Annotated in this window: 19 protein-coding genes; 11 read left to right on the top strand and 8 right to left on the bottom strand. The window is 33.6% G+C overall.

The window, feature by feature from the left end; translation table 11 throughout:
• Positions 1-5: 5 nt before the first annotated feature.
• Entirely contained in the window at positions 6-359 is a 354-nt protein-coding gene (locus FGM02_RS07100; protein ID WP_139957605.1) for a glutaredoxin family protein, read from the bottom strand.
• A gap of 90 nt (positions 360-449) precedes the next feature.
• Positions 450-3,074, bottom strand: a complete 2,625-nt coding sequence (locus FGM02_RS07095; RefSeq protein ID WP_139957604.1) for a TonB-dependent receptor — start codon at positions 3,072-3,074, stop codon at positions 450-452.
• A gap of 172 nt (positions 3,075-3,246) precedes the next feature.
• On the opposite strand from FGM02_RS07095, the gene FGM02_RS07090 reads away from it, so the two are divergent.
• The gene (locus tag FGM02_RS07090; protein ID WP_139957603.1) at positions 3,247-4,275 is read left to right on the top strand and encodes a LacI family DNA-binding transcriptional regulator; all 1,029 of its coding nucleotides are present in this window, start codon (positions 3,247-3,249) and stop codon (positions 4,273-4,275) included.
• A gap of 45 nt (positions 4,276-4,320) precedes the next feature.
• Here the strand turns inward: FGM02_RS07090 and FGM02_RS07085 are convergent, their stop codons facing one another.
• On the bottom strand, positions 4,321-4,683 hold the full coding sequence (locus FGM02_RS07085; protein WP_139957602.1) for a c-type cytochrome: 363 nt from the start codon (positions 4,681-4,683) through the stop codon (positions 4,321-4,323).
• A 200-nt stretch (positions 4,684-4,883) separates the two neighbouring features.
• On the opposite strand from FGM02_RS07085, the gene FGM02_RS07080 reads away from it, so the two are divergent.
• Positions 4,884-5,765: a family 16 glycosylhydrolase gene (locus FGM02_RS07080; RefSeq protein ID WP_139957601.1), complete on the top strand. Its 882-nt coding sequence runs from the start codon at positions 4,884-4,886 to the stop codon at positions 5,763-5,765.
• 335 nt (positions 5,766-6,100) lie between these two features.
• On the opposite strand, the gene infB is transcribed toward FGM02_RS07080, so the two are convergent.
• The 4 genes from infB to FGM02_RS07060 all read right to left on the bottom strand — a co-directional run bounded on the left by infB (position 6,101) and on the right by FGM02_RS07060 (position 11,177).
• Positions 6,101-8,953 carry a translation initiation factor IF-2 gene (infB, locus tag FGM02_RS07075; RefSeq protein ID WP_139957600.1) on the bottom strand — a complete coding sequence of 951 codons (2,853 nt, stop codon included), beginning with the start codon at positions 8,951-8,953 and terminating at the stop codon, positions 6,101-6,103.
• Positions 8,954-8,989: 36 nt separating this feature from the next.
• On the bottom strand, positions 8,990-10,240 hold the full coding sequence (gene nusA / locus FGM02_RS07070) for a transcription termination factor NusA (protein WP_139957599.1): 1,251 nt from the start codon (positions 10,238-10,240) through the stop codon (positions 8,990-8,992).
• A gap of 13 nt (positions 10,241-10,253) precedes the next feature.
• Complete coding sequence (gene rimP, locus FGM02_RS07065) at positions 10,254-10,715, bottom strand: ribosome assembly cofactor RimP (RefSeq protein ID WP_139957598.1); 462 nt, start codon at positions 10,713-10,715, stop codon at positions 10,254-10,256.
• A 255-nt stretch (positions 10,716-10,970) separates the two neighbouring features.
• A complete protein-coding gene (locus FGM02_RS07060) occupies positions 10,971-11,177 on the bottom strand; it encodes a hypothetical protein (RefSeq protein WP_139957597.1) in 207 nt (68 codons plus the stop codon).
• Between the two features lie 245 nt (positions 11,178-11,422).
• On the opposite strand from FGM02_RS07060, the gene moeB reads away from it, so the two are divergent.
• From moeB to FGM02_RS07045, 3 genes are all read left to right on the top strand, one after another.
• Complete coding sequence (gene moeB / locus FGM02_RS07055) at positions 11,423-12,496, top strand: molybdopterin-synthase adenylyltransferase MoeB (protein ID WP_139957596.1); 1,074 nt, start codon at positions 11,423-11,425, stop codon at positions 12,494-12,496.
• A 62-nt stretch (positions 12,497-12,558) separates the two neighbouring features.
• Positions 12,559-12,963 carry a DUF805 domain-containing protein gene (locus FGM02_RS07050; protein ID WP_139957595.1) on the top strand — a complete coding sequence of 135 codons (405 nt, stop codon included), beginning with the start codon at positions 12,559-12,561 and terminating at the stop codon, positions 12,961-12,963.
• 4 nt (positions 12,964-12,967) lie between these two features.
• Entirely contained in the window at positions 12,968-13,378 is a 411-nt protein-coding gene (locus FGM02_RS07045; protein ID WP_139957594.1) for a DUF805 domain-containing protein, read from the top strand.
• A 40-nt stretch (positions 13,379-13,418) separates the two neighbouring features.
• On the opposite strand, the gene FGM02_RS07040 is transcribed toward FGM02_RS07045, so the two are convergent.
• Positions 13,419-14,165, bottom strand: coding sequence for an RDD family protein (locus FGM02_RS07040; protein WP_139957593.1), 747 nt, complete (start codon positions 14,163-14,165; stop codon positions 13,419-13,421).
• A gap of 23 nt (positions 14,166-14,188) precedes the next feature.
• On the opposite strand from FGM02_RS07040, the gene FGM02_RS07035 reads away from it, so the two are divergent.
• From FGM02_RS07035 to FGM02_RS07010, 6 genes are all read left to right on the top strand, one after another.
• Complete coding sequence (locus FGM02_RS07035) at positions 14,189-15,169, top strand: stage II sporulation protein M (protein WP_139957592.1); 981 nt, start codon at positions 14,189-14,191, stop codon at positions 15,167-15,169.
• A 52-nt stretch (positions 15,170-15,221) separates the two neighbouring features.
• Entirely contained in the window at positions 15,222-15,881 is a 660-nt protein-coding gene (locus FGM02_RS07030) for a hypothetical protein (RefSeq protein WP_139957591.1), read from the top strand.
• Positions 15,874-17,064: a DUF4350 domain-containing protein gene (locus FGM02_RS07025; protein ID WP_139957590.1), complete on the top strand. Its 1,191-nt coding sequence runs from the start codon at positions 15,874-15,876 to the stop codon at positions 17,062-17,064. Before FGM02_RS07030 ends, FGM02_RS07025 begins: the two co-directional genes overlap by 8 nt.
• A gap of 11 nt (positions 17,065-17,075) precedes the next feature.
• Complete coding sequence (locus FGM02_RS07020; protein ID WP_139957589.1) at positions 17,076-18,065, top strand: AAA family ATPase; 990 nt, start codon at positions 17,076-17,078, stop codon at positions 18,063-18,065.
• 3 nt (positions 18,066-18,068) lie between these two features.
• Positions 18,069-19,448, top strand: coding sequence for a DUF58 domain-containing protein (locus FGM02_RS07015; RefSeq protein ID WP_243739368.1), 1,380 nt, complete (start codon positions 18,069-18,071; stop codon positions 19,446-19,448).
• 87 nt (positions 19,449-19,535) lie between these two features.
• Positions 19,536-21,566 (top strand): M3 family metallopeptidase, encoded by a 2,031-nt coding sequence (locus tag FGM02_RS07010; RefSeq protein ID WP_139957588.1) that lies wholly within the window; start codon positions 19,536-19,538, stop codon positions 21,564-21,566.
• Positions 21,567-21,585 lie beyond the last annotated feature (19 nt).

The following is a 21,585-nucleotide window of genomic DNA, read 5'->3' as shown; positions in this document are numbered from 1 at the left end:
TTTTTTTAGTTTAATTTTTTAAGAAACGCTTCAAAATTAGCACCGTTCATTAGCATTTTACCTTGTAAATCTACAACAGGTAAAGACAAATTATCTACAGAAATACCTGCTTTTTGCAATTTGACCAACATTTCTCTTTGCTTCACTAAATTTAAATCGACATCGTAATAAATAAAATCAATTTTTCTTTCTTTTAAATAAGCCTTTGCATCTAGACAGTAGTGACAAGTATCACTTCCATATACAATCATTTTTTTGGTTTCTTTTTTTTCTGTTAAAGAAGTAGAACTTGCTACTTGACCATAACTAATGTTTGTAAAGGCTAGTACTAATAGTACTGAAAAAATAAGTGCTCTCATAATTTAGAAATAAAAAAGTGAATTAAAAAAGGGCTGGAAGTTAGTGCGTAACCCCAACCCTTTTGCTAACAATATAAAACCAATCTAAACTTAAAACTTATATTGTAAAGACAAGGTAGAAGAACGACCACTAATTGATCTTGCTCTTACCAAACGATTTGCTCCGTAAGCTCCATCTCCGTTTCCTTCAACCTCTGTAATTCCAACTGCATCAAAAATATTGTTCACACTTAACACTACTGAAAGTCCTTTTGTTAACCCAGCTCTACCAATTAAGTTAAAGTAAGTGTAGGCAGGCATTACCAAAGTATTGTCATCTTGCGCATACGATTTAGACGTACCCAATGCACTTAGTGCCACACTGTGTTCTTTGTTTTCACCAAAGTTATACCTAGGAGAGATATTGTAAACCAACTCCGCTTGTCTTCTTGGTGTATTTCCTTTGTTGTCACCTCCATCAATTTCTGCTTTTGTCCAAGTAAAAGAACCATTTAATGATAAATTATCTCCAAAAGACAAAGCCGTTTCAGCCTCCAAACCTAAAGCTTTAAATGGATTACCAACTGTTCTATTCAATTCATTACTAACTCCTTCATTTGTATTACTCATAAAACCGGTAAGGTTTAAAACTCCGTTTGAAAGTCTTGTCTTGTAACCAACTTCTAGTTGTGACAATTCATCGTACTGAACATCTGCCAAACCATCAATTCCATAAGAATTTCTATCTGCAGCCCTTCCAGAAGCACCTGCACTATATCTAGCAAACATTGCTGTACCCTCATTAAATTTATAATTAAGACCTGCAGAATACGAAATAAAATTATAATCATCATTTACTATTTGTCCTGCATTACCAAGAACAAGAGGAACACTTTCTTCAATACCTTCTATCGTTCCATTTCCATCATAATCAAAATTACCTTGACTTGTAGGTCCTCCTTGAATGTTTCCATTTACACTTACATTTTCAAAACGAATACTACCATCAAAGTTTAACTTCTCGTTTATATTTGCATCTACACCAACATAAGGTGAATTTACATTATGGACTGTATTGTATTTACGTTGACAACAGTTACCCCAAACTGGTGTTCCATAAGAAAACTGACCATTTCTAGAATAGCCATCAAAATCAGCTAATCTTGCTTCTCCACCTCCTTTTACTTCCGATAAAAAAGAATTCCATTGCCATCCTATTTTCGTGTTTTGAGTTGCTGTAAACAAACCTGCTGTAATTCCAACATTGTCATTAATTTTCTTGCTAATTTTCACATCACTGAAAAAGTTACTTAAATCATCAACCGTAACATCAAACATATGAATAACTTGTGCCAATCCATTTGAAGGTGCAAAAGCTTCTCTTGCTCCATCAGAATACACTAAAGATCCTGTTGCTCCAGAGGCATCTCTTGCCAAAGTTTCCATTTCAGAAACCGTACCAACACCTGCTGTAAATGGGGCAACCCATTCTCCACTATTATTAGAATATCTAGCTTTACCCGTTACTTTAAAATCATTTGGTAAGTCAAAAGAAAACTCTGCTCCAATAGATTTTGAAATAGGATTATTACCACTTCTTACGTCATTTACATGTCTCGATCCATCAAAAGGAGATGTTCCAGCACTTTGTTGTAAATAAGCAGAATGAGTCGCATCAGAAGTAATATCAAAACCTGGTAAATTAGAATAGGTAGGATTTGAATTATCTCCTTCTAACAACATTGGCATTGGTAAATACATCACTGATTTGTCGTTTAAATACTTTACATAAGTACGCACATAACCATTTTCAAACCTTTTGGTTAAGTTGGCTTTAATTTGCCCTCCTTTATTTCCTTGGTAACCAATATTTCTTGGTCCTTCACCTGTTCTCATAAATCCACCAATATGGTAAGACAAACCATCACCTATAGGTGTACCATATTCAAAATCTAATCTATTCGTTTCGTAGTCCAAACCAAAAGTTGTTCCTATAGAACCACCTTCTGTAGTACCAGTTTTACTAATCATATTAATGATACCTGCTGGTCCGTTAGAAGTTTGTGTAGATGCAGAACCACCTCTAATTGCTTCCACTCTACCAATATTTGAATCAATTCTTAAAAAATTATCTGCATTTCCAAAAGAAGTATCTCCAAATAAATTCAATGGCAATCCATCTTCTTGAATTTGAAAATATCTAGATCCTCCAGAAGAAACAGGAACACCACGAACATTAAAATTCGCATTTCCTTCACCACCTGAAGATTCTGCTCGGATACCTGGTACATTTCTAAAAAGTTCACCAGAACTTCTTGGAGATGCCTGTTCAATTAAGGAAGCGTTCATGGTAGAAACAGAAATACTTGATTCTAATTTAGACTTTGGATTTACAACACCAGTCACAATAATTTCATCCAACGATTCAGCATCTTCAGACATTACTATATTCATGGTTACATTGGCATCTTGTATGCTTACACTTTTTGAAACATTTGCAAAACCAACAAAAGTTGCGGTTAAAGTATAGGTCCCGTTTTCAATATTTGAAATCGTATAATTACCATCAAAATCTGAAACCGCCCCTTTAATCGTTCCATCTAAAATTACATTTACACCGGGTATAGGTGTACCTGTCTCGTCTTTCACATTTCCTGATATTGATTGCGCCACAAGGCCAGTTGCTGTAAGAAGCATCATAATCAATAAAAATCCACTTTGTTTAATAGAATTCATTTCGTTTAAATTTTAGTTAATCAATAAATTATTTAGTTAATTTTTAGCTAATTTATATTTAACAACATGTTAATGTAGCAATTATATTATCGAAAACGTTTTCGAAAGTAACGAAAACGTTTTCGAAACACTTTTTTACTTATATTTAACCAAACCAATTCTAAACAAAAAAATGAAACCTGTTACCTTAAAAGAAATTGCGGAACAATTAAATATTTCTATAACTACCGTTTCAAAAGCCTTAAAAGACTATCCAGATGTTAGTAAAAAAACGAGGAAGTTGGTAAGAGAAACAGCATCTATGCTAAATTACAAACCAAATTCTTTCGCCGTAAATTTAAGAACCAAAGAATCGAAAACCATCGGTTTGATTATTCCAGTGATTGTACACCATTTCTTTTCAAGTGTGATTAAAGGAATTATATCACAAGCAGAAAAAAAAGGCTATTTGGTAATCATACTTCAATCGGATGAATCTTACGACTTAGAAAAAAAACAGATTGATTTACTATTAAGTCAACGAGTAGATGGCATCCTAATTTCCTTGGCCAACGAAACCGCAAAATTTGACCATATAAATGAAGTCTTAGCCCAAGACAAACCTTTGGTGATGTTTGACAAAATTGCTAAAATTGTAAAATGTTCCAAAGTTATTATTGACGATCGCAAAGCTGCATATACCGCAACAAAGCATTTAATTGATATTGGTTGCAAACGAATTGCACATTTTAGAGGAGCTCTTTTACCACAAAATTCTATCGACCGCTTTTTAGGATATAAAAAAGCACTGTTGGATCACAATTTACCCTACGATCCCTCTTTAGTTTATATATGCGAATGTGGTGACATGAGTTTTGAAGAAGGAAAAACAAATGCTAAAAAATTATTAAAAGATCATTCCGATGTAGATGGTATATTTATCAATACCGATTTAGTTGCCATAGGTGCCATGACAGAATTTAACAAACAAGGAGTTAAAATTCCAGAAGATATAAATATTGTTGGATTTAGTAATTGGTTTATGTCCTCCGTCATATCACCAACACTAACAACCATAGATCAGCCAGGATATCAAATGGGAAAAACCGCTTTTAAACAATTGTATAAAGAAATAAAAGCCATCAAAAATAAAAAACCTAAGGAGCCAAAAATTATCACCTTAGAAACCGAACTGATCAAAAGAGAATCTACAAAAAGCTAAAGGATTGATTAATTCTATTTTTTTAAAAAAAACGAAATCAATAATTTATTTTTTTTCAGATTTGATATATGCATATATATTTGCCATGTCTTTCTCTGAAAATTGTGGATAAGCAGGCATTGGAATTCCATTAAATGCCTTGAAAATAGCCAAGGCTTCCTTGTCTCCTTTCGCTCTCATTTTAGCATTGTCTGAAACAAATTCTTTAAACCAAGAAAATGTTCGTTTTTCGGTACTTTCAATTAGTGCAGGACCAATTAATTTTTTATCCAAACGATGACAAGCAACGCAGTTTGCGTTGAACAATCCTTTTCCGGCTTTAATGTTTGTTTGTGAGTTTCCTGAAAAACAAAAACTTGACAATACCAAAAACAATGCAATACCTCTTTTTTTACTTTTCCTATTCATAGTGCTTCTTTTACGTAATCCACAACAAAAATAACACAAGCTTCCTAAAAACCAAGGTTAATTATTGTTATTACTCAACCAGCTATAAGCTATCACGTTTCTAATCATAACAACTCATTCGTGTTAGTGAATAAGACATATCTTCTGTTTGAAAAAGTTGTATCTAAGTACATTTACTTTTGAATTTAAAAACGCATCATATGAATTATAGTAAACTTTTTCTTAGAACAGTAACGGTACTCCTCTTCGCAATATCAAGTAGTATAACGGCTCAAAAAGCTCCCAGCTTTGCCGACGGACAAGCTCCTAACCTTGAAGGAAAAAAATGGAAATTGGTCAAAAACATGTCGGATGAATTTAACAAAAAAAGATTGGACCCTAGCAAATGGCTCACTTCAGGTGGATGGATCGGGAGAGCACCCGGTTTGTTTATGGAAGACAATATAAGTGTAAAAAATGGTTCTTTGCACATAACAGCATACAAACTTCCAGCCCCCATTACAAAACACAATAAGGTATTTACCCATGGTGGTGGTTATGTTGGTTCTACTGAATCATTGACTTATGGTTATTACGAATGTAGAATGAAAGCTAACAAAACCTTTATGTCTTCAACTTTCTGGTTAATTAATGAAGGAAAAAATCTAAGTGGTTGTGACAAAAGAACTGTGGAATTGGATATTCAAGAATGTGTTGGAGAAATAAATAACAAAAAACCATTCGCTCAAAATTTTGACCAATCCATGCATGCCAACACACATAGCAGAAATATACCTGAAGGTTGTGATTATGCAAAAGCAACTGCTGGAGTTAACCAAAATTTAGACTCAGGAAAAGTTTATGATGATTATCATACCTATGGAGCTTGGTGGAAAAGTAAAACCGAAGTACAGTTTTTCTTGGATGGAAAACTTATAAAAACAGTAACACCACCTGCCGACTTTGACATTCCAATGCATTTAAGAATGGTGGTAGAAACCTATGATTGGAATCCAGTACCTGCAGATGGAGGAATGACTGGTAACGAAAAAGAAAGAACAACGTCTTATGATTGGGTACGAGTTTGGAGACTGACAAAATAACAACTCCCTATTTTATAAAAATGCTCATTAGGAATCCTAATGAGCATTTTTCTTTTTGTCAAAATCTATTATGGATCACCTAATAGACACTTTTAACCAAGGAGTAAATAGTCCAATGAATTGTTTTCACATACTTAAAGATGTCCTTTTAACTAGTATTCACAACAAATAAATGCTTATACAACTAGCTAACAATTGAAGTATTTCGTTATTCCTATAGCCTAATCAAAAGACCACAATCTACCTACTTTCTATACTTAGAAAACATAAAAAAACTCATTAGAAAATCTAATGAGTTTTTTTATTATATAACTGAAATGAGTCGTTTGCTCTATTTATTTCAATTTTTTCTTCACTGCAACTTCATGGAATGATTCAATGATATCTCCAATTTTAATATCGTTGTATCCTTTAATTTGCATACCACAATCGTAACCTTTAGCTACCTCCTTCGCATCATCTTTGAAACGTTTTAAAGCTGCAAATTCTCCAGTAAAGACCACTATACTATCACGTATTACACGTAATTGTGAATCTCTAAAGATTTTACCTGTCAAGACCATAGATCCTGCAATGTTACCTACTTTAGAAATTTTGTATACTTCTCTAATTTCAGCAGTACCTGTAATCTCCTCTTTCATATCTGGAGACAACATTCCTTCCATTGCATCTTTCAAGTCGTTGATTGCATCATATATAATAGAATACATTCTGATATCAACTTCTTCCGTATCTGCAATTATTCTTGCATTTCCAGAAGGACGTACATTAAATCCGATTACAATTGCATCAGAAGCAGAAGCTAATAACACATCAGATTCTGTAATTGCACCAACTCCTTTATGCACAATATTTACTTGAATTTCTTCCGTAGATAATTTTTGGAATGAATCGGTTAAGGCTTCTACAGAACCATCCACATCCCCTTTCAAGATAATGTTCAATTCTTTAAAGTCACCCAATGCAATTCTTCTTCCAATCTCATCTAAAGTAATATGTTTCTGAGTTCTTACAGATTGCTCTCTTTGTAATTGAGAACGTTTTGTTGCAATTTGTTTTGCCTCTCTTTCGTCTTCAAATACGTTGAATTTATCACCTGCTTGAGGCGCTCCATCTAAACCAAGTAATGATACCGGTGTAGAAGGTCCAGCTTCTTTTAAGTTATTTCCTCTTTCGTCGAACATAGCTCTTACTTTACCACTATGTCTTCCGGCCAATACATAATCTCCAATTTTTAAAGTACCTGTTTGTACCATAATTGTAGATACATATCCTCTACCTTTATCTAATAATGCTTCCACTACTGTACCAGAGGCTCTCTTATTAGAATTCGCTTTTAAATCTAAGATTTCAGCTTCTAATAATACTTTTTCTAACAATTCATCAACACCTTGTCCAGTTTTAGCAGAGATATCATGTGATTGAATTTTACCTCCCCAGTCTTCAACTAATAAATCCATAGAAGCTAATTGTTGCTTCACATTATCAGGATTTGCTGCTGGACGGTCAATTTTATTGATGGCAAATACAATAGGAACTCCAGCTGCTTGTGCATGACTGATTGCTTCTTTTGTTTGTGGCATTACATCATCATCCGCTGCAATTACAATAATTACTAAATCGGTAACCTGTGCACCACGTGCTCTCATGGCTGTAAAGGCCTCGTGACCTGGAGTATCTAAAAAGGCTATTCTTTGCCCATCCGCTAATCTTACAGAATACGCACCAATATGTTGTGTAATTCCACCAGACTCACCAGCGATTACGTTTGCTTTACGCACATAATCCAATAAAGATGTTTTACCGTGATCTACATGTCCCATTACCGTAATAATAGGTGCTCTTGTTGTCAAGTCTTCTTCAGCATCTTCTTCTTCTATAATAGACTCTTCAACTTCAGCTCCAATAAACTCAACAGAATAGTTAAATTCATCTGCTACAATTGTAATTGTTTCAGCATCTAACCTTTGATTCATTGTTACCATCATTCCAAGTGTCATACACGCTGAAATAATTTGAGTTGGAGAAACTTCCATCATGGTAGCAACTTCACCTACAGTAACAAATTCTGTTACTTTTAATATTTTACTATCTTGAGCCGCTAACTCCTGATCGATGTCAGATTGTTGACGGTGTAAATCTCTTTTATCTCTACGGTACTTTGCTCCTTTGTTCTTAGAAGATTTTCCTTGTAATCTTTCCAAAGTTTCACGTACTTGTTTTTGTACTTCTGCTTCAGTTGGTTCTTCTTTTTTAACTGCTGGTGCCGGACGACCTCTTCCTTTCCCTTTATTAAATGGAGTTCTTGCGCCACCTTGTCCACCCGGTCTTCTTTGTCCAGGGTTCGCAGGTTTTACAATTCTCTTTCTTTTTGTTTTTGAAGCCGCTGCTTTAGGATCTTCTTTTTTCTTCTTCGGACGCTCAAATTGCTTCAAATCAATAACGGTACCTGTTAACTTAGGCCCGTCTAATTTTTTGTACTGCGTCGTTAATTTTTCAGCTTCTTCAGGATTTACTTCTACTTTTGGCTCTTGCTTTTTTGGAGCTTGAGGTTTAGCAGCTACAAATTCTTGTGCTTGATCAATAGGTTTTACTGCGATAGGTTTTGCAGGAGTAACTGGCCCAGAAACTTTTGGACTTTCTTTTTTCTCTGCTTCCACTTTTGCTGGAATTTTTTCCTTAACCGTCTCTTCAACTTTCACCTCTTTTACAGCTTCAACTTTCGTTTCTTCTGCTTGTGGAGTTTCTGTTTTAGGAGCTTCAACCTTTGGAGTTTCCTCTTTTAGGGCTTCCGCTTTAGGAGACTCTACCTTTGGCAATTCTGGTTTCCCAGTTTTGATATCGATTTTACCGACTGTTTTAATCTCAAGCTTTTCAGCTTTTGCTCTTAAAACTTCTTTACGGCTTTCTTCCTCTTGACGTTTCTTTTCAAGAACAGCTTCTTGTGCTAAGCGAAGCTCTTCTTTCTCTTTCTTCTTCTCTTCACCTACTTCCTTAGAAGCAGCTTTCTTATTTTTATCCGTCTGAAAACCATCTAACAAAACTTCATAAATGTCATTAGAAATTTTGGTAGTAGGACGTGCCTCAACCTCAATTCCATTTTTGGACAGATGCTCTACAGCCCTGTCTAATGAAATGTTTAGTTCTCTTAAGACTTTGTTTAGTCGTATTGTTTTGTTTTCAGCCATATCTATGTCTAAACTTAATTTTATTTTTTTTAGAGATTATCCTTCGAATTCTTCCCTTAATACTCGTTGAACGTCTAAAATAGTCTCCTCTTCTAAATCTGTTCGTTTTACTAGTTCTTGTACATCTTTATCCAATACGCTTCTTGCCGTATCTAAACCAATGTTTTTAAACTCTTGAATCACCCATCCTTCGATTTCATCAGAGAATTCAGTTAATTCAACATCTTCGTCTTCAACTCCTTCTCTTTGTACGTCTATTTCAAATCCTGTCAGCTCACTTGCCAAACGGATATTTACACCACCTCTACCAATAGCTCTAGAAACTTCTTCCGGTTTTAAAAACACGTTTACACGTCCTTTCTTTCCATCTACAGGTTCTTGAAGAATATTCATAGACACTATTTTTGCTGGACTTAAAGCTCTTGCAATAAATAGTTGTGTATTTTTTGTAAAGTTAATTACATCAATATTTTCATTTCCTAGTTCACGAACAATTCCGTGAATTCTAGATCCTTTCATACCAACACAAGCTCCGACTGGATCAATTCTATCATCGTAAGAATCTACGGCAACTTTTGCTTTTTCACCAGGAATTCTTGCAACTCCTTCAATAGTAATTAAACCGTCAAAGACTTCAGGAATTTCTTGTTCAAATAATTTTGTTAAGAAACTTGGAGCTGTTCTTGAAAGAATAATTACAGGTTTATTACCTCTAAGTTCTACACTTTTAATAACACCTCTAACAGATTCTCCTTTTCTAAAGAAATCAGAACGAATTTGCTCACTTTTCGGCAAAACCAATTCATTTCCTTCATCATCTAACAAAATAATTGCATTGTGTTTGATATGATGAACTTCCGCAGAATACAAATCTCCTTCTAATTCTTTAAATTGTTTGAAAATATTTGTAGAATCATGTTCATATATTTTAGAGATCAAATTTTGACGTAATGCCAAAATAGCTCTTCTTCCTAATTGAAATAATTTCACTTCTTCAGAAACATCTTCACCAATTTCAAAATCGGGTTCAATTTTCCTAGCTTCAGCCAACTCAATTTCTTCATTATCATCTTCTGACATTCCATCGGCTACAACAACACGATTACGCCAAATTTCTAAATCTCCTTTATCTGGGTTGATGATAATATCAAAATTATCATCTGATCCGAATTTACGTTTTAATGCCGCTCTAAAGACTTCCTCCAAAATAGACATAAGTGTTACCCTGTCTATACTTTTATCATCTTTAAATTCCGAAAATGAATTTATTAAATCTATATTTTCCATTTCTTCGTTAATCTTAAAAAATTAGCTTCACTTTTGCTTCTACTATCTTATCAAACGAAATACTTTCCGTTTTCTCAACTGTTACTTTACCTTTCCCAATAGGTTTTGGCTCTCTAGCTTTCCATTTCAAAACAATTGCATCTTCTAAAACTTCATGCAATACACCTTCAAATTTAGCTTCTGCTGTTTTAATTGTCAAGGTTCTTCCTATATTTTTTACATATTGACGAAGAACAACCAAAGGTTTTGTAATATCCGGAGAACTTACTTCTAAACTAAAATCCTCTTCTTCTCTATCTAAATTATTTTCAACGGCTCTACTTACTCGAATACATTCGTTCAAAGGAACACCGTTATCACCATCAATAAATATTGAAATTTTACTATCTGGCAAAAACTCCAAATCTATCAAAAACAATGATTCATCCTCACTTATTGCGTCCTCCACTAATTGCTTTACTAGCTCTCTATTCATCGTTTAGTATAAAAAGAGGGGACTTGTAAGTCCCCTTCATCTTCAATAATCTTGATTTTTACGGTGCAAATATAACAACAATTATCCGATTTACAAAAATGAAAAGCATTAACATTTTAAAACAAGTGCTTTTGAACATAAATAGGACAATTCATTACAGGGAAACAAAAAAAATCCAAGCTGTATGAATACACAACTTGGACTTCCTCGTTTACACAATAACACCAGATGTACAAACTTGTATTTTCAACTTTATTAGTACTTAAATCCTTTTGTCAAAACAAAGTAGATTGCCGACAAAAAGAAAAAGAAGGTCATTAAAACATAGAGCGAAAGCATTACTTTTTGAAACAAATTCAACCCCTCTCCTTTCTCAGCGATAAAGCTTTGAACAGATGACAGGAATCCGCCGTTCTGAGTTACTGTTTTACCAGATTCAATTGAGTAGTTTTTTATGTCCATAATTACGTGTTTTTAAAGATTAAACATTGTAAAAGATGGGGTAGATTATTCAAATGCTTTTAACTCTACAAACATACGAAAAAACAACCGAAAAACCGAAAGAAAACTCAAAAAACCTTCAATTTTATCTGTTTGAATTAGAGTGTTTTAGAAAAAAAATAATTCTCTATAAAAATAATATTGGCTTCCCTCTAAAAAACAAGTACTTTTGAGGTATTAATTTTCATTAAACATAGCAGCACTCAATGTTTTCTTCCGAAGAAAAAAAACAATACAACCGCCATTTTATTTTAAGTGAAATAGGAATATCAGGACAAGAAAAATTAAAGAACGCTAAAGTACTCGTAGTAGGTGCCGGAGGCTTAGGCTGTCCTATTTTACAGTATTTAACGGCAGCTGGTGTTGGCACTATTGGAATTATTGACAATGATGTTGTAGCACAGAGTAATTTACAAAGACAAATTCTTTTTACAACAAACGACATTGGAAAGCCCAAAGTAATTTGCGCCAAAGAACGACTGCAACAAACCAACCCGTTTGTCACTTTTAAAACACATCAAAGCTATTTAAATTCGGATAATGCTTTAGCTCTTTTTAATCAATATGATGTTATTGTGGATGGATCGGACAATTTCCAAACACGATACCTGACAAATGACGCAGCTGTTCTTTGCAACAAACCGCTCGTTTTTGGTGCTATTTTTAAATTTGAAGGTCAGGTAAGTGTCTTTAATTATAAAAATGGACCAAGCTACCGATGCCTTTTTCCAGAACCTCCAAAAGCCAACAGTATTCCTAATTGTTCCGACATTGGCGTATTGGGTGTTTTACCCGGTATTATTGGTTGCTACCAAGCCAATGAAGTCCTTAAAATAATTTGCGGAATTGGTGAAGTCCTAAGCGGAAAATTACTTTCGCTAAACACCCTTAATTTACAACAGAACATTCTTAATTTTAAAAAAAATCCTTCCATAATAGTTGAAAAACTAATTGATTATGATTTTTTTTGCGGCATCGAAAACAATGATAGCATTGAAATTAGCACAAAGCAATTAAAAGAAAAATTAGCTTTTGAAAAAGTTCAACTCATAGATGTGCGCAAACTAATGGAACGTGAAAACTTAAACATTGGCGGCTTACATATTCCATTACATGAGCTACATCAAAAATTAGAAGAACTTAAAAACCTTGACCATCTTATATTTTATTGTGAAGTCGGACAAAGAAGTCTAATTGCTACTAAAATATTTTTAGAGAAATACCCTAATAAAAATGCAAAAAGTCTGACAGGTGGCTTACAAGCTTGGTTAAAAGAGTGAAATTGACACTTCATTTTATTTCCCTAAATTTGTTCTTCAATTTTAACTAAAAAAATAAAACTATGAATTGGTATTTTATGGCGTTTAAAAAATACGCTGACTTTAACGGAAGAGCTAGAAGAAAAGAATATTGGATGTTTGCACTGATAAACACCATTGCAATATATATTTGTATGGCACTTGATTACGCTTTAGGCTTAAGCTTTAGTGATGTGATTATTTATGGATACATCTACGCACTTTATGCCTTGGCAACTATTGTTCCTAATTTATCCCTTTCTGTAAGACGTTTACATGATGTAGGTAAAAGCGGATGGTTTTTATTTATTTCATTGATTCCTTTAGTCGGTATTATTTGGTTACTTGTACTTTTTTGCACAGATAGCAAAGAAGGCGCGAACAAATACGGTCCAAACCCTAAAAACCCTAGCGACGAATTAGAAGAAATAGGTACCGCACAAGCATAAAAACATGAATTGGTATCTACTTGCGTTTAAAAACTACGCAACATTTAACGGACGAGCTAGACGGAAAGAGTATTGGATGTATGCACTTTTTCAAATACTGATTCTATTGGCTTTTTCTACATTTATGGGAATATTAGATCTTCCTGAGGAAAGTATCTTTTCTACACTCCTATCAAGTCTTTTAGGCTTGTACTTTCTGGGAAGTATTGTTCCAACTATTTCTTTGGCTGTAAGAAGAATGCACGACATCGATAAAACGGGAAGTCATGTTTTAATTTATTTCATTCCATTTATTGGCAGTATTTGGTTTCTGATTCTTACCATTAAAGAAGGAACCGTTGGAAAAAATAAATATGGACCAGATCCCAAAAAACCTTATGACGAACTGGACGCCATTGGTGTAACAGAAGAATAAATTATATAAAAAAAGACAGCTGGCTAGCTGTCTTTTTTTATTACATATTTTTGGTAAAATAATTATAGTCCTTTATAACAGTTTCTAAAAACAAAGAAGCATTGTGTTCCTTTATCGGTTCTTCTCCAATCACATTTATAACTTTTTCTTTGATTTTTAAAATTACTTTATGATCGCCTAGTTTTTTGGAGTTTTCATAATTCTCCTTTACAATTCGCATATCATTGTCTGACAATTTTATCACCGAAAAATAAGTCGGCCGGTATGCTTCATCCAATTCTAACAAAATAGTTTGATCTATATTTATTTTGTTTTTCCTAGTAATAACTGCAGTTCCTGAAGCTATATCTCCTACTCGCTGATGGTATTTGGTACTTCCAATACTAACCAAAGCAACAATACCTGAAAATAAATTTATATCCACAATCCGCATTACCCAACGAATAAAAAAGTCTAGAAAACTAGCTTGGTAACCATCAATTTTTACGACTTGTATGCGAACAATCCGCTTTCCTATGGTTTGACCACTTAACAAACTTTCTAAAACCAAGGTATATACAATAACAGGACTCGCCAATACAATTACAAAAGCAATCCTACTCCATTGATCATCCGCTACAGCATCTAAACCATTTGTAAAAACGCCAAAGACCACACCAAAAATTACGCTTAAATATGCTATTTTAATTAACACATCTATAAACCAAGCTAAAATACGTTCGCCAGCTTCTGCGGCAATAAAACTGATGTTTACATTTTGGGTTGTGTTTATTTGTATTTCTGCCATATATTGGTGTAATTTGTTTCTCTATGAGAGAGATAGCATTCATTAAGCTAAATAAAGAAAAATGGTTGCAATTTGAAAAAGCAATCAAGCAAAAAAAAACAGATAACCCTGATGAATTAGCGAGATTGTATTTGCACCTGATCAATGATTTGGCTTATGCACAAACATACTATAAAAAAAGTAAACTCATTGTTTATTTAAATGATCTTGCGGTAAAAGTATTTCAAAGAATTTACCAAACCAAGCGACAAGAAAGCAATCATTTCCTCTATTTTTTTAAAACCGAAATACCGCTACTTCTTTATACCTATAAAAGGTATATGCTTTATGCCTTTGTTGTTTTTGGACTCTCCGTTTTAATAGGTGTAATTTCTGCCATGCATGAAGATAGTTTTGTCCGCTTAATTTTAGGTGACGACTATGTAAACACCACTCTAAAGAATATTGAAAATGGAAATCCAACAGCCATCTACAAAGGCGGGAGCAATTGGGGTAGTTTTATTGGAATAACCTTTAATAATTTAAAAGTGGGACTTACAAGTTTTGCTTTTGGAATTTCTGGCGGAATTGGCACTGGCTATGTTTTATTACAAAACGGAATTATGCTGGGCGCCTTTCAATACTTTTTTGAACAACAGGGTGTTTTTTGGAAAAGTGTAAAAGGTATTTGGATTCATGGTGCCATGGAAATATTTGCTATTGTTATTGAAGGAGCCGCAGGTTTTATACTAGGAGCCAGTATTTTATTCCCTAAAACACATACACGATTAAACTCCTTTAAAACAGGTTTAAGAAACAGTATTAAAATTGTCATTAGCACATTTCCTTTTACCATTGCAGCCGGTTTTTTAGAAGGTTTTATTACTCGATATGCCAATGATATGCCTATCCTTTTAGCGCTATGTATCATTTTGGGTACCCTAAGTTTAATTTCCTATTACTACCTTGTTTATCCTTTTATTGTTCACAAAAAAATACACACAGAAATTGGCCTTAAAAAATAAAATAGTTTTTGTGTTTTTTGTTTGCAGTAATTTTTTGTTCGCACAAAATAGCTTGCCCGCAATAGACACTACTTTGGTTTCGAGCACACCGACTCAGCTTCGGAAAATTGACGATTCCTTCAAACAACACTATACGGATGCCAATTATATCTATGAGTTTGAACCTTCCTTTTTTACAAAACTTAAAAATTGGATTTTAAATCGTTTGGCCAATTTATTTGAAACAACTACAGAAGGTGCTAGCGCTATATTTAATTATCTAAAATATGGTATTTATCTATTAATTCTCATAATGGCAGTCTACATACTGGTCAAAATAATTTTAAACAAGGAAGGACGTTGGATCTTTGGCAAAAAGAAAAACCATCCAAATTCTATAAATTCTACTATTGAAGAAAATATTGCTTTGGTCAATTTTGAAAACTTAATTGAAGAAGCTATTCAAAACAAAGATTACCGATTGGCCGTACGTTACTACTATTTATGGCTCCTAAAACAAGCCAATGAAAAAGGGCTAATTACCTACACTCCTGAAAAAACAAACATTGATTATTTATTTGAAATGGAGGCTACCGAGTTTTACCAAAGCTTTAAACGTGTTTCCTACTACTACACCTATATTTGGTATGGTGAATTTTCAGTTAACGAAAGTGAATATGAAACCACAGCAAATTTGTATCGTCAATTTTTAAAACAAATTGGACATGAATAGCAAAGGAAAAATTATTTTAATCACGGTCATCCTTGTGTATATACTTCTTGTAATTCTAAGCAAAACAGGACCGCAAACCCCAGACTGGAGTCATCGCTTTGATGAAAGTACCACCAACCCATTGGATACTAAAATTTTATTTGAACAATTGCCTTCTTGGTTCTCCACTAAAAAAATTGAAAAAATACCGGTTACCTTTTATCAGTATGCCAAAGCCAATAAAGAAATATATACCTCTGATAGCACCAATTATATAAGCATCTCTGAAAATTTTTCACCTGATAAAACCTCAGTAAATTCCTTACTAGCTTTTATTGCACAAGGAAATACGGCTTTTATTTCTGCAGTACATTTTGGCAATCATTTAAAAGATACTTTGAATTTTCAAATTCAATATGACGAAAGAAAATTCGATGAAACAAAACATGTTTTGCATTTGAACTATACTTCTGACAGCTTGGTGTTTGACAGTAAAATGGAAAACAACAATTCCTATATAAAAGACACCTTAGCCAATAAAAAATTAGGGTACTATATCAATTCGAAACAAAAAAAACGAACTAATTTTGTGGGAATTCCATTTAAAAAAGGAATCGTATATCTGCATACCAACCCTGAAATATTTACCAACTACCAATTGCTAAAAGCAACAAATTTTAATTATATAAATACCACCTTATCCTATATTCCTAAGGAAGATATTCTTTTCGATCAAGTTTTTAAACGAGACCCCGATCTTAGCAATTCTCCTTTGCGTTATATTCTTTCTCAACCAAGTTTACGTTGGAGCTGGTATTTAGCTTTGGTAACTCTGGCTTTATTTTTACTATTTAACAGCAAGCGCCGACAACGTATCATACCCATACTCCCCGTAGTTTCGAACACGACTACTGAATTTGTACAAACAGTAAGTAATTTGTACCAAGAATCTGCAGATACAAATAACATCATCCAAAAGAAAATAAGGTATTTCTTAGAACATATTAGAAGTCAATATCATTTATCTACAGACAAGCTAGATGAAGATTTTATAAACAAGTTGGCTCGTAAATCCAATACCGATTTAAAAGAAACGGAAGCTTTGATTCAAATGATTGTGAACATGAAAAAACACCATTACACAACAGAAGAACCTTTGCTTCGACTGAATAAAAAAATTAACGAATTCTATAAAAATCAATAATTTATATAATTATGGAAAATGAAACAACACAAGACTTTCAATTCAACAACAGACTAGATCTAAGAGAATTGCAAGAAAATGTAGAAAAAATAAAAGCAGAACTTTCAAAAGTTATTGTCGGACAAAAACAGGTGGCCAATTTGCTGATAGTTGCCTTGTTTGCTGAAGGTCATGTTTTATTAGAAGGAGTTCCTGGTGTTGCCAAAACCATCACTGCAAAACTTTTAGCCAAGACTTTAAACACCGATTTTGGCCGAATTCAGTTTACGCCAGATTTAATGCCTTCGGATGTATTAGGAACTTCTATTTTTAATTTAAAAGAAGCCGAATTTGAGTTTAAAAAAGGCCCTGTGTTTGCCAATATATTATTGACCGATGAAATTAACAGAGCGCCTGCAAAAACGCAAGCAGCTCTTTTTGAAGTCATGGAAGAACAGCAAGTCACAATTGATGGCAACAAATATCCTTTAGAATCGCCTTATATGATTTTGGCAACGCAAAACCCAATTGAACAGGAAGGAACTTATAAATTACCAGAAGCGCAATTAGACCGATTTTTATTTAAAATTACAATTGACTATCCTACGTTTGAGGAGGAAATTGAAATTATTACACGAGAGCATGAATTAAAAACCACCAAATTAGCTCAGATTACCAACAGTCTTTCCAAAGAAAAAATTGTAGCCTATCAGCAATTGATCAAACAAATTATTATAGAACCACACTTGATCAAATACATTGCAGAAATTATTACCAACACACGTTCTAATGCCTTTTTGTATTTGGGCGCGTCACCAAGAGCTTCTCTTGCCTTATTAAAAGCGAGTAAAGCCCTAGCAGCCATTAATGGTAGAGATTTTGTAACTCCTGAAGATATCAAACAGGTGGCAATTCCAATTTTAATACACCGTGTCATTGTCACTCCTGAAAGAGAAATGGAAGGAATTACGGCTGCCCAAATTATTCAAGACATTTTAAAGACTGTTGAAATTCCAAGATAAAACATGAAGTCGCAACCAAAAGAAAAAACAACTGGCATACAAGCAAAATTGGCTCAGTTTTTCAACTCACTACACATAAACAATCGTTTTTTTTATGTGCTTATGGCTTGTATTGTGCTGTTTATGTTTGGATTTATCTATCCAAGTTTATTTCTTTTTAGCAAACTTTTTTTATTTGCGGTGAGTCTTATCTTTTTGTTGGACGGTTTCACATTGTATTTTGTAGCAAAGGGCATTGAAGCTACTCGAATTTTACCCGAAAAATTTTCAAACGGAGATCAAAACCCTATTTCTATTACTATTGAAAACCGATATACGATAGCTATTATTGCTACAATTATTGACGAACTTCCCTTTCAATTTCAAATTAGAGATTTTTCTTTAACGCATAAATTAAAACCTCAGGAAACAAAAAAACTAAACTACGAGCTAAAACCAACCCAACGTGGTGAATACCATTTTGGCGATTTATTGGTTTATACAAAATCGTCCATCGGGTTTGTTTCTAGAAAATTTACTTTTGAAACGCCGAAAACCGTAAAAACATATCCGAGTTTTCTTCAACTAAAAAAATACGATTTGTTGGCTTTCAACCAGCAATCTCGTCATCATGGTATAAAAAAAATTAGACGCATTGGACATTCTTTTGAATTTGAGCAAATAAAAGAATACGTTCAAGGAGATATTATTAGAGACATTAATTGGAAGGCCACTGCCAAAAGAAATCAATTGATGGTCAATCAATTTCAAGATGAAAAATCACAGCATATTTATACTATTATCGACAAAGGTCGTGTGATGAAAATGCCTTTTGACGGATTAAGTTTGTTAGACCACGCCATCAACGCTTCTTTAATAATTAATAGTGTGGCCTTAAGAAAACACGACAAAGCAGGTAGTTTTTCTTTTTCAAAAAAAATAGACAATTTTGTAGTTGCTGAAAAAAGAAATTCTCAAATGAATTTAATTTTAGAATCGCTGTACAATGTAAAAACCGATTTTCATGAATCGGATTACAGTTACCTCTATGCAACGGTTAAAAGAAACATTCGTCAAAGAAGTTTGCTTATTCTATTTACCAATTTTGAAAGCCTAGATGCGGTACACCGACAAATGAATTATTTGAGAGGAATTAACAAAAATCATTTGCTAGTGGTGGTCTTTTTTAAGAATACCCATTTGGAAGAAATTGCTGCCAAACCTGCCAAAACAATTCAAGAAATCTACGATAAAACCATCGCGGAAAAATTCATGAATGACAAAAAACTAATTGTCTCTGAGCTTAAAAAATACGGAATACACACCTTGCTTTCTAGTCCTAAGGACCTGACTATTGATACCATTAATAAATATTTAGAAATTAAAGCAAGAGGTTTGCTGTAAACTTTCTATTTTTGATTGATTATAGTCCCCGAAATGCAATTACGAAAGTTAGACTATTCAACTTTTGAACTTAACAAAATAAAAAAAATGAATCCATTATTACAAAAATTCGACACCCCTTACCATACAGCACCTTTTTCAAAAATAAAAAACGAACATTACAAGCCTGCTTTTGAAACAGCAATCCGTTTGGCCAAAGAAGAAGTAGCTACGATTGTAAACAACAACGAAGCACCTACTTTTCAAAACACTACGGTAGCCCTAGAAAATTCTGGAGAAACACTAGGAACTATTTCGAGTATTTTCTTCAATTTAAATTCTGCAGAAACCAATGATGACATTCAGAAAATAGCACAAGAAGTTTCTCCTTGGCTGTCTGAATTTTCAAATGACATCCGATTGAACGAGGCTTTGTTTGAAAAAGTAAAAGCAGTTTATGAGCAAAGAAATGCACTGAATTTGACCGGTGAAGAAATGATATTATTGGAAAAACAATACAAAGGTTTTTCTAGAAACGGTGCCAACTTAAAAGGAAAGGACAAGGATTTACTAAGAGAAATTGACATGAAACTTTCCAAATTATCTTTACAATTTGGAGAAAATTCTTTGGCAGAAACAAATGCCTATGAATTACATATTACCAACATCGATCAATTAAAAGGACTTCCAGAAGGCGCTTTAGAGGCAGCAAAACAAGCGGCAAGTCAAAAAGAAAAAGAAGGTTGGTTATTTACTTTAGATTACCCAAGTTATATTCCGTTTATGACTTATTTGGATGACCGAAATTTAAGAAAGGAAATGGCCATTGCTTTTGGAAAAAAATCTTTTCAAGGAAACGAATACGACAATCAAGAAATTGTGTTAGAGATTGTAAAATTACGTCAACAACGCGCAGAATTGTTAGGTTATAAAACCCATGCACATTTTGTTTTGGAAGAACGTATGGCAGAAACACCAGAAACTGTTTTAGATTTTTCAAACGAATTGTTATTAAAAGCGAAGCCTGCTGCCCAAAAGGAATTTGACACTTTAAGTGCCTTTGCTAAAAAAGACGGTATTGAGCAATTGCAAAAATGGGATGGCGCCTACTATTCAGAAAAATTAAAAAAAGAATTATTCGATTTTGATGAAGAAGCGATCAAACCCTATTTCAAATTAGAAAATGTTTTAAATGGTGCTTTTACGGTTGCCAATAAATTATTTGGATTAAATTTTGAAGAAGTATTTGATATTGACAAATACCATGAAGAAGTAACAACTTATAAAGTTACGGATGCGGACAACAAGTATATCGCAATTTTTTACGCCGATTTCTTCCCTAGAGCAGGAAAAAGAAATGGTGCCTGGATGACTTCTTATAAAAGTCAGTATATAAGAAATGGGGAAAACAGCAGACCTCATATTTCTAACGTTTGCAACTTTACAAAACCTACTGCCACAAAACCTTCGCTATTAACTTTTAACGAAGTTACCACCCTTTTCCATGAATTTGGACATGGCTTGCACGGTATGTTGGCAAATACTACTTTTTCTAGCCTATCAGGAACCAGTGTACCTTGGGATTTTGTTGAATTACCAAGTCAGATTTTTGAAAATTGGTGTTATGAAGAAGAGGTATTAAAACTTTTTGCCAAACATTACGAAACCGGAGAAGTGATTCCGATGGATTTGATTCAAAAAATAAAAGACGCGGCTAGCTTTTTAGAAGGTATGGCCACTTTAAGACAATTAAGTTTTGGTTTGCTAGATATGTCTTGGCATTCACAAAGCGAAATGAATTTTGACAAGTTGGATGTAAAAACGTTTGAGCAAGCCTCTTTTGCAGAAACACAATTGTACCCTGATGTTGCTGAAAACTGTATGAGTACTTCTTTTTCTCATATTTTTCAAGGAGGATATTCAGCAGGATATTATTCTTACAAATGGGCAGAAGTTTTAGATGCCGATGCTTTTGAATATTTTAAACAAGAAGGAATTTTCAATAAAGAAATTGGAGAAAAATTTAAAAACACCGTTTTATCACAAGGAGGAACACAAAAACCAATGGACCTGTATATTCAGTTTAGAGGTAAAAAACCTAATTCTGACGCTTTGCTAAAAAGGGCTGGACTTCTTTAAAAAAAACAAACAGTATAGA

This window comes from Flavicella sediminum (assembly GCF_006381105.1).
GTDB classification, from domain to species: Bacteria; Bacteroidota; Bacteroidia; order Flavobacteriales; family Flavobacteriaceae; genus Flavicella; species Flavicella sediminum.
The sequence above is the reverse complement of the archived record's forward strand: the minus strand, read 5'-3'. Positions and strand labels throughout refer to the sequence as shown.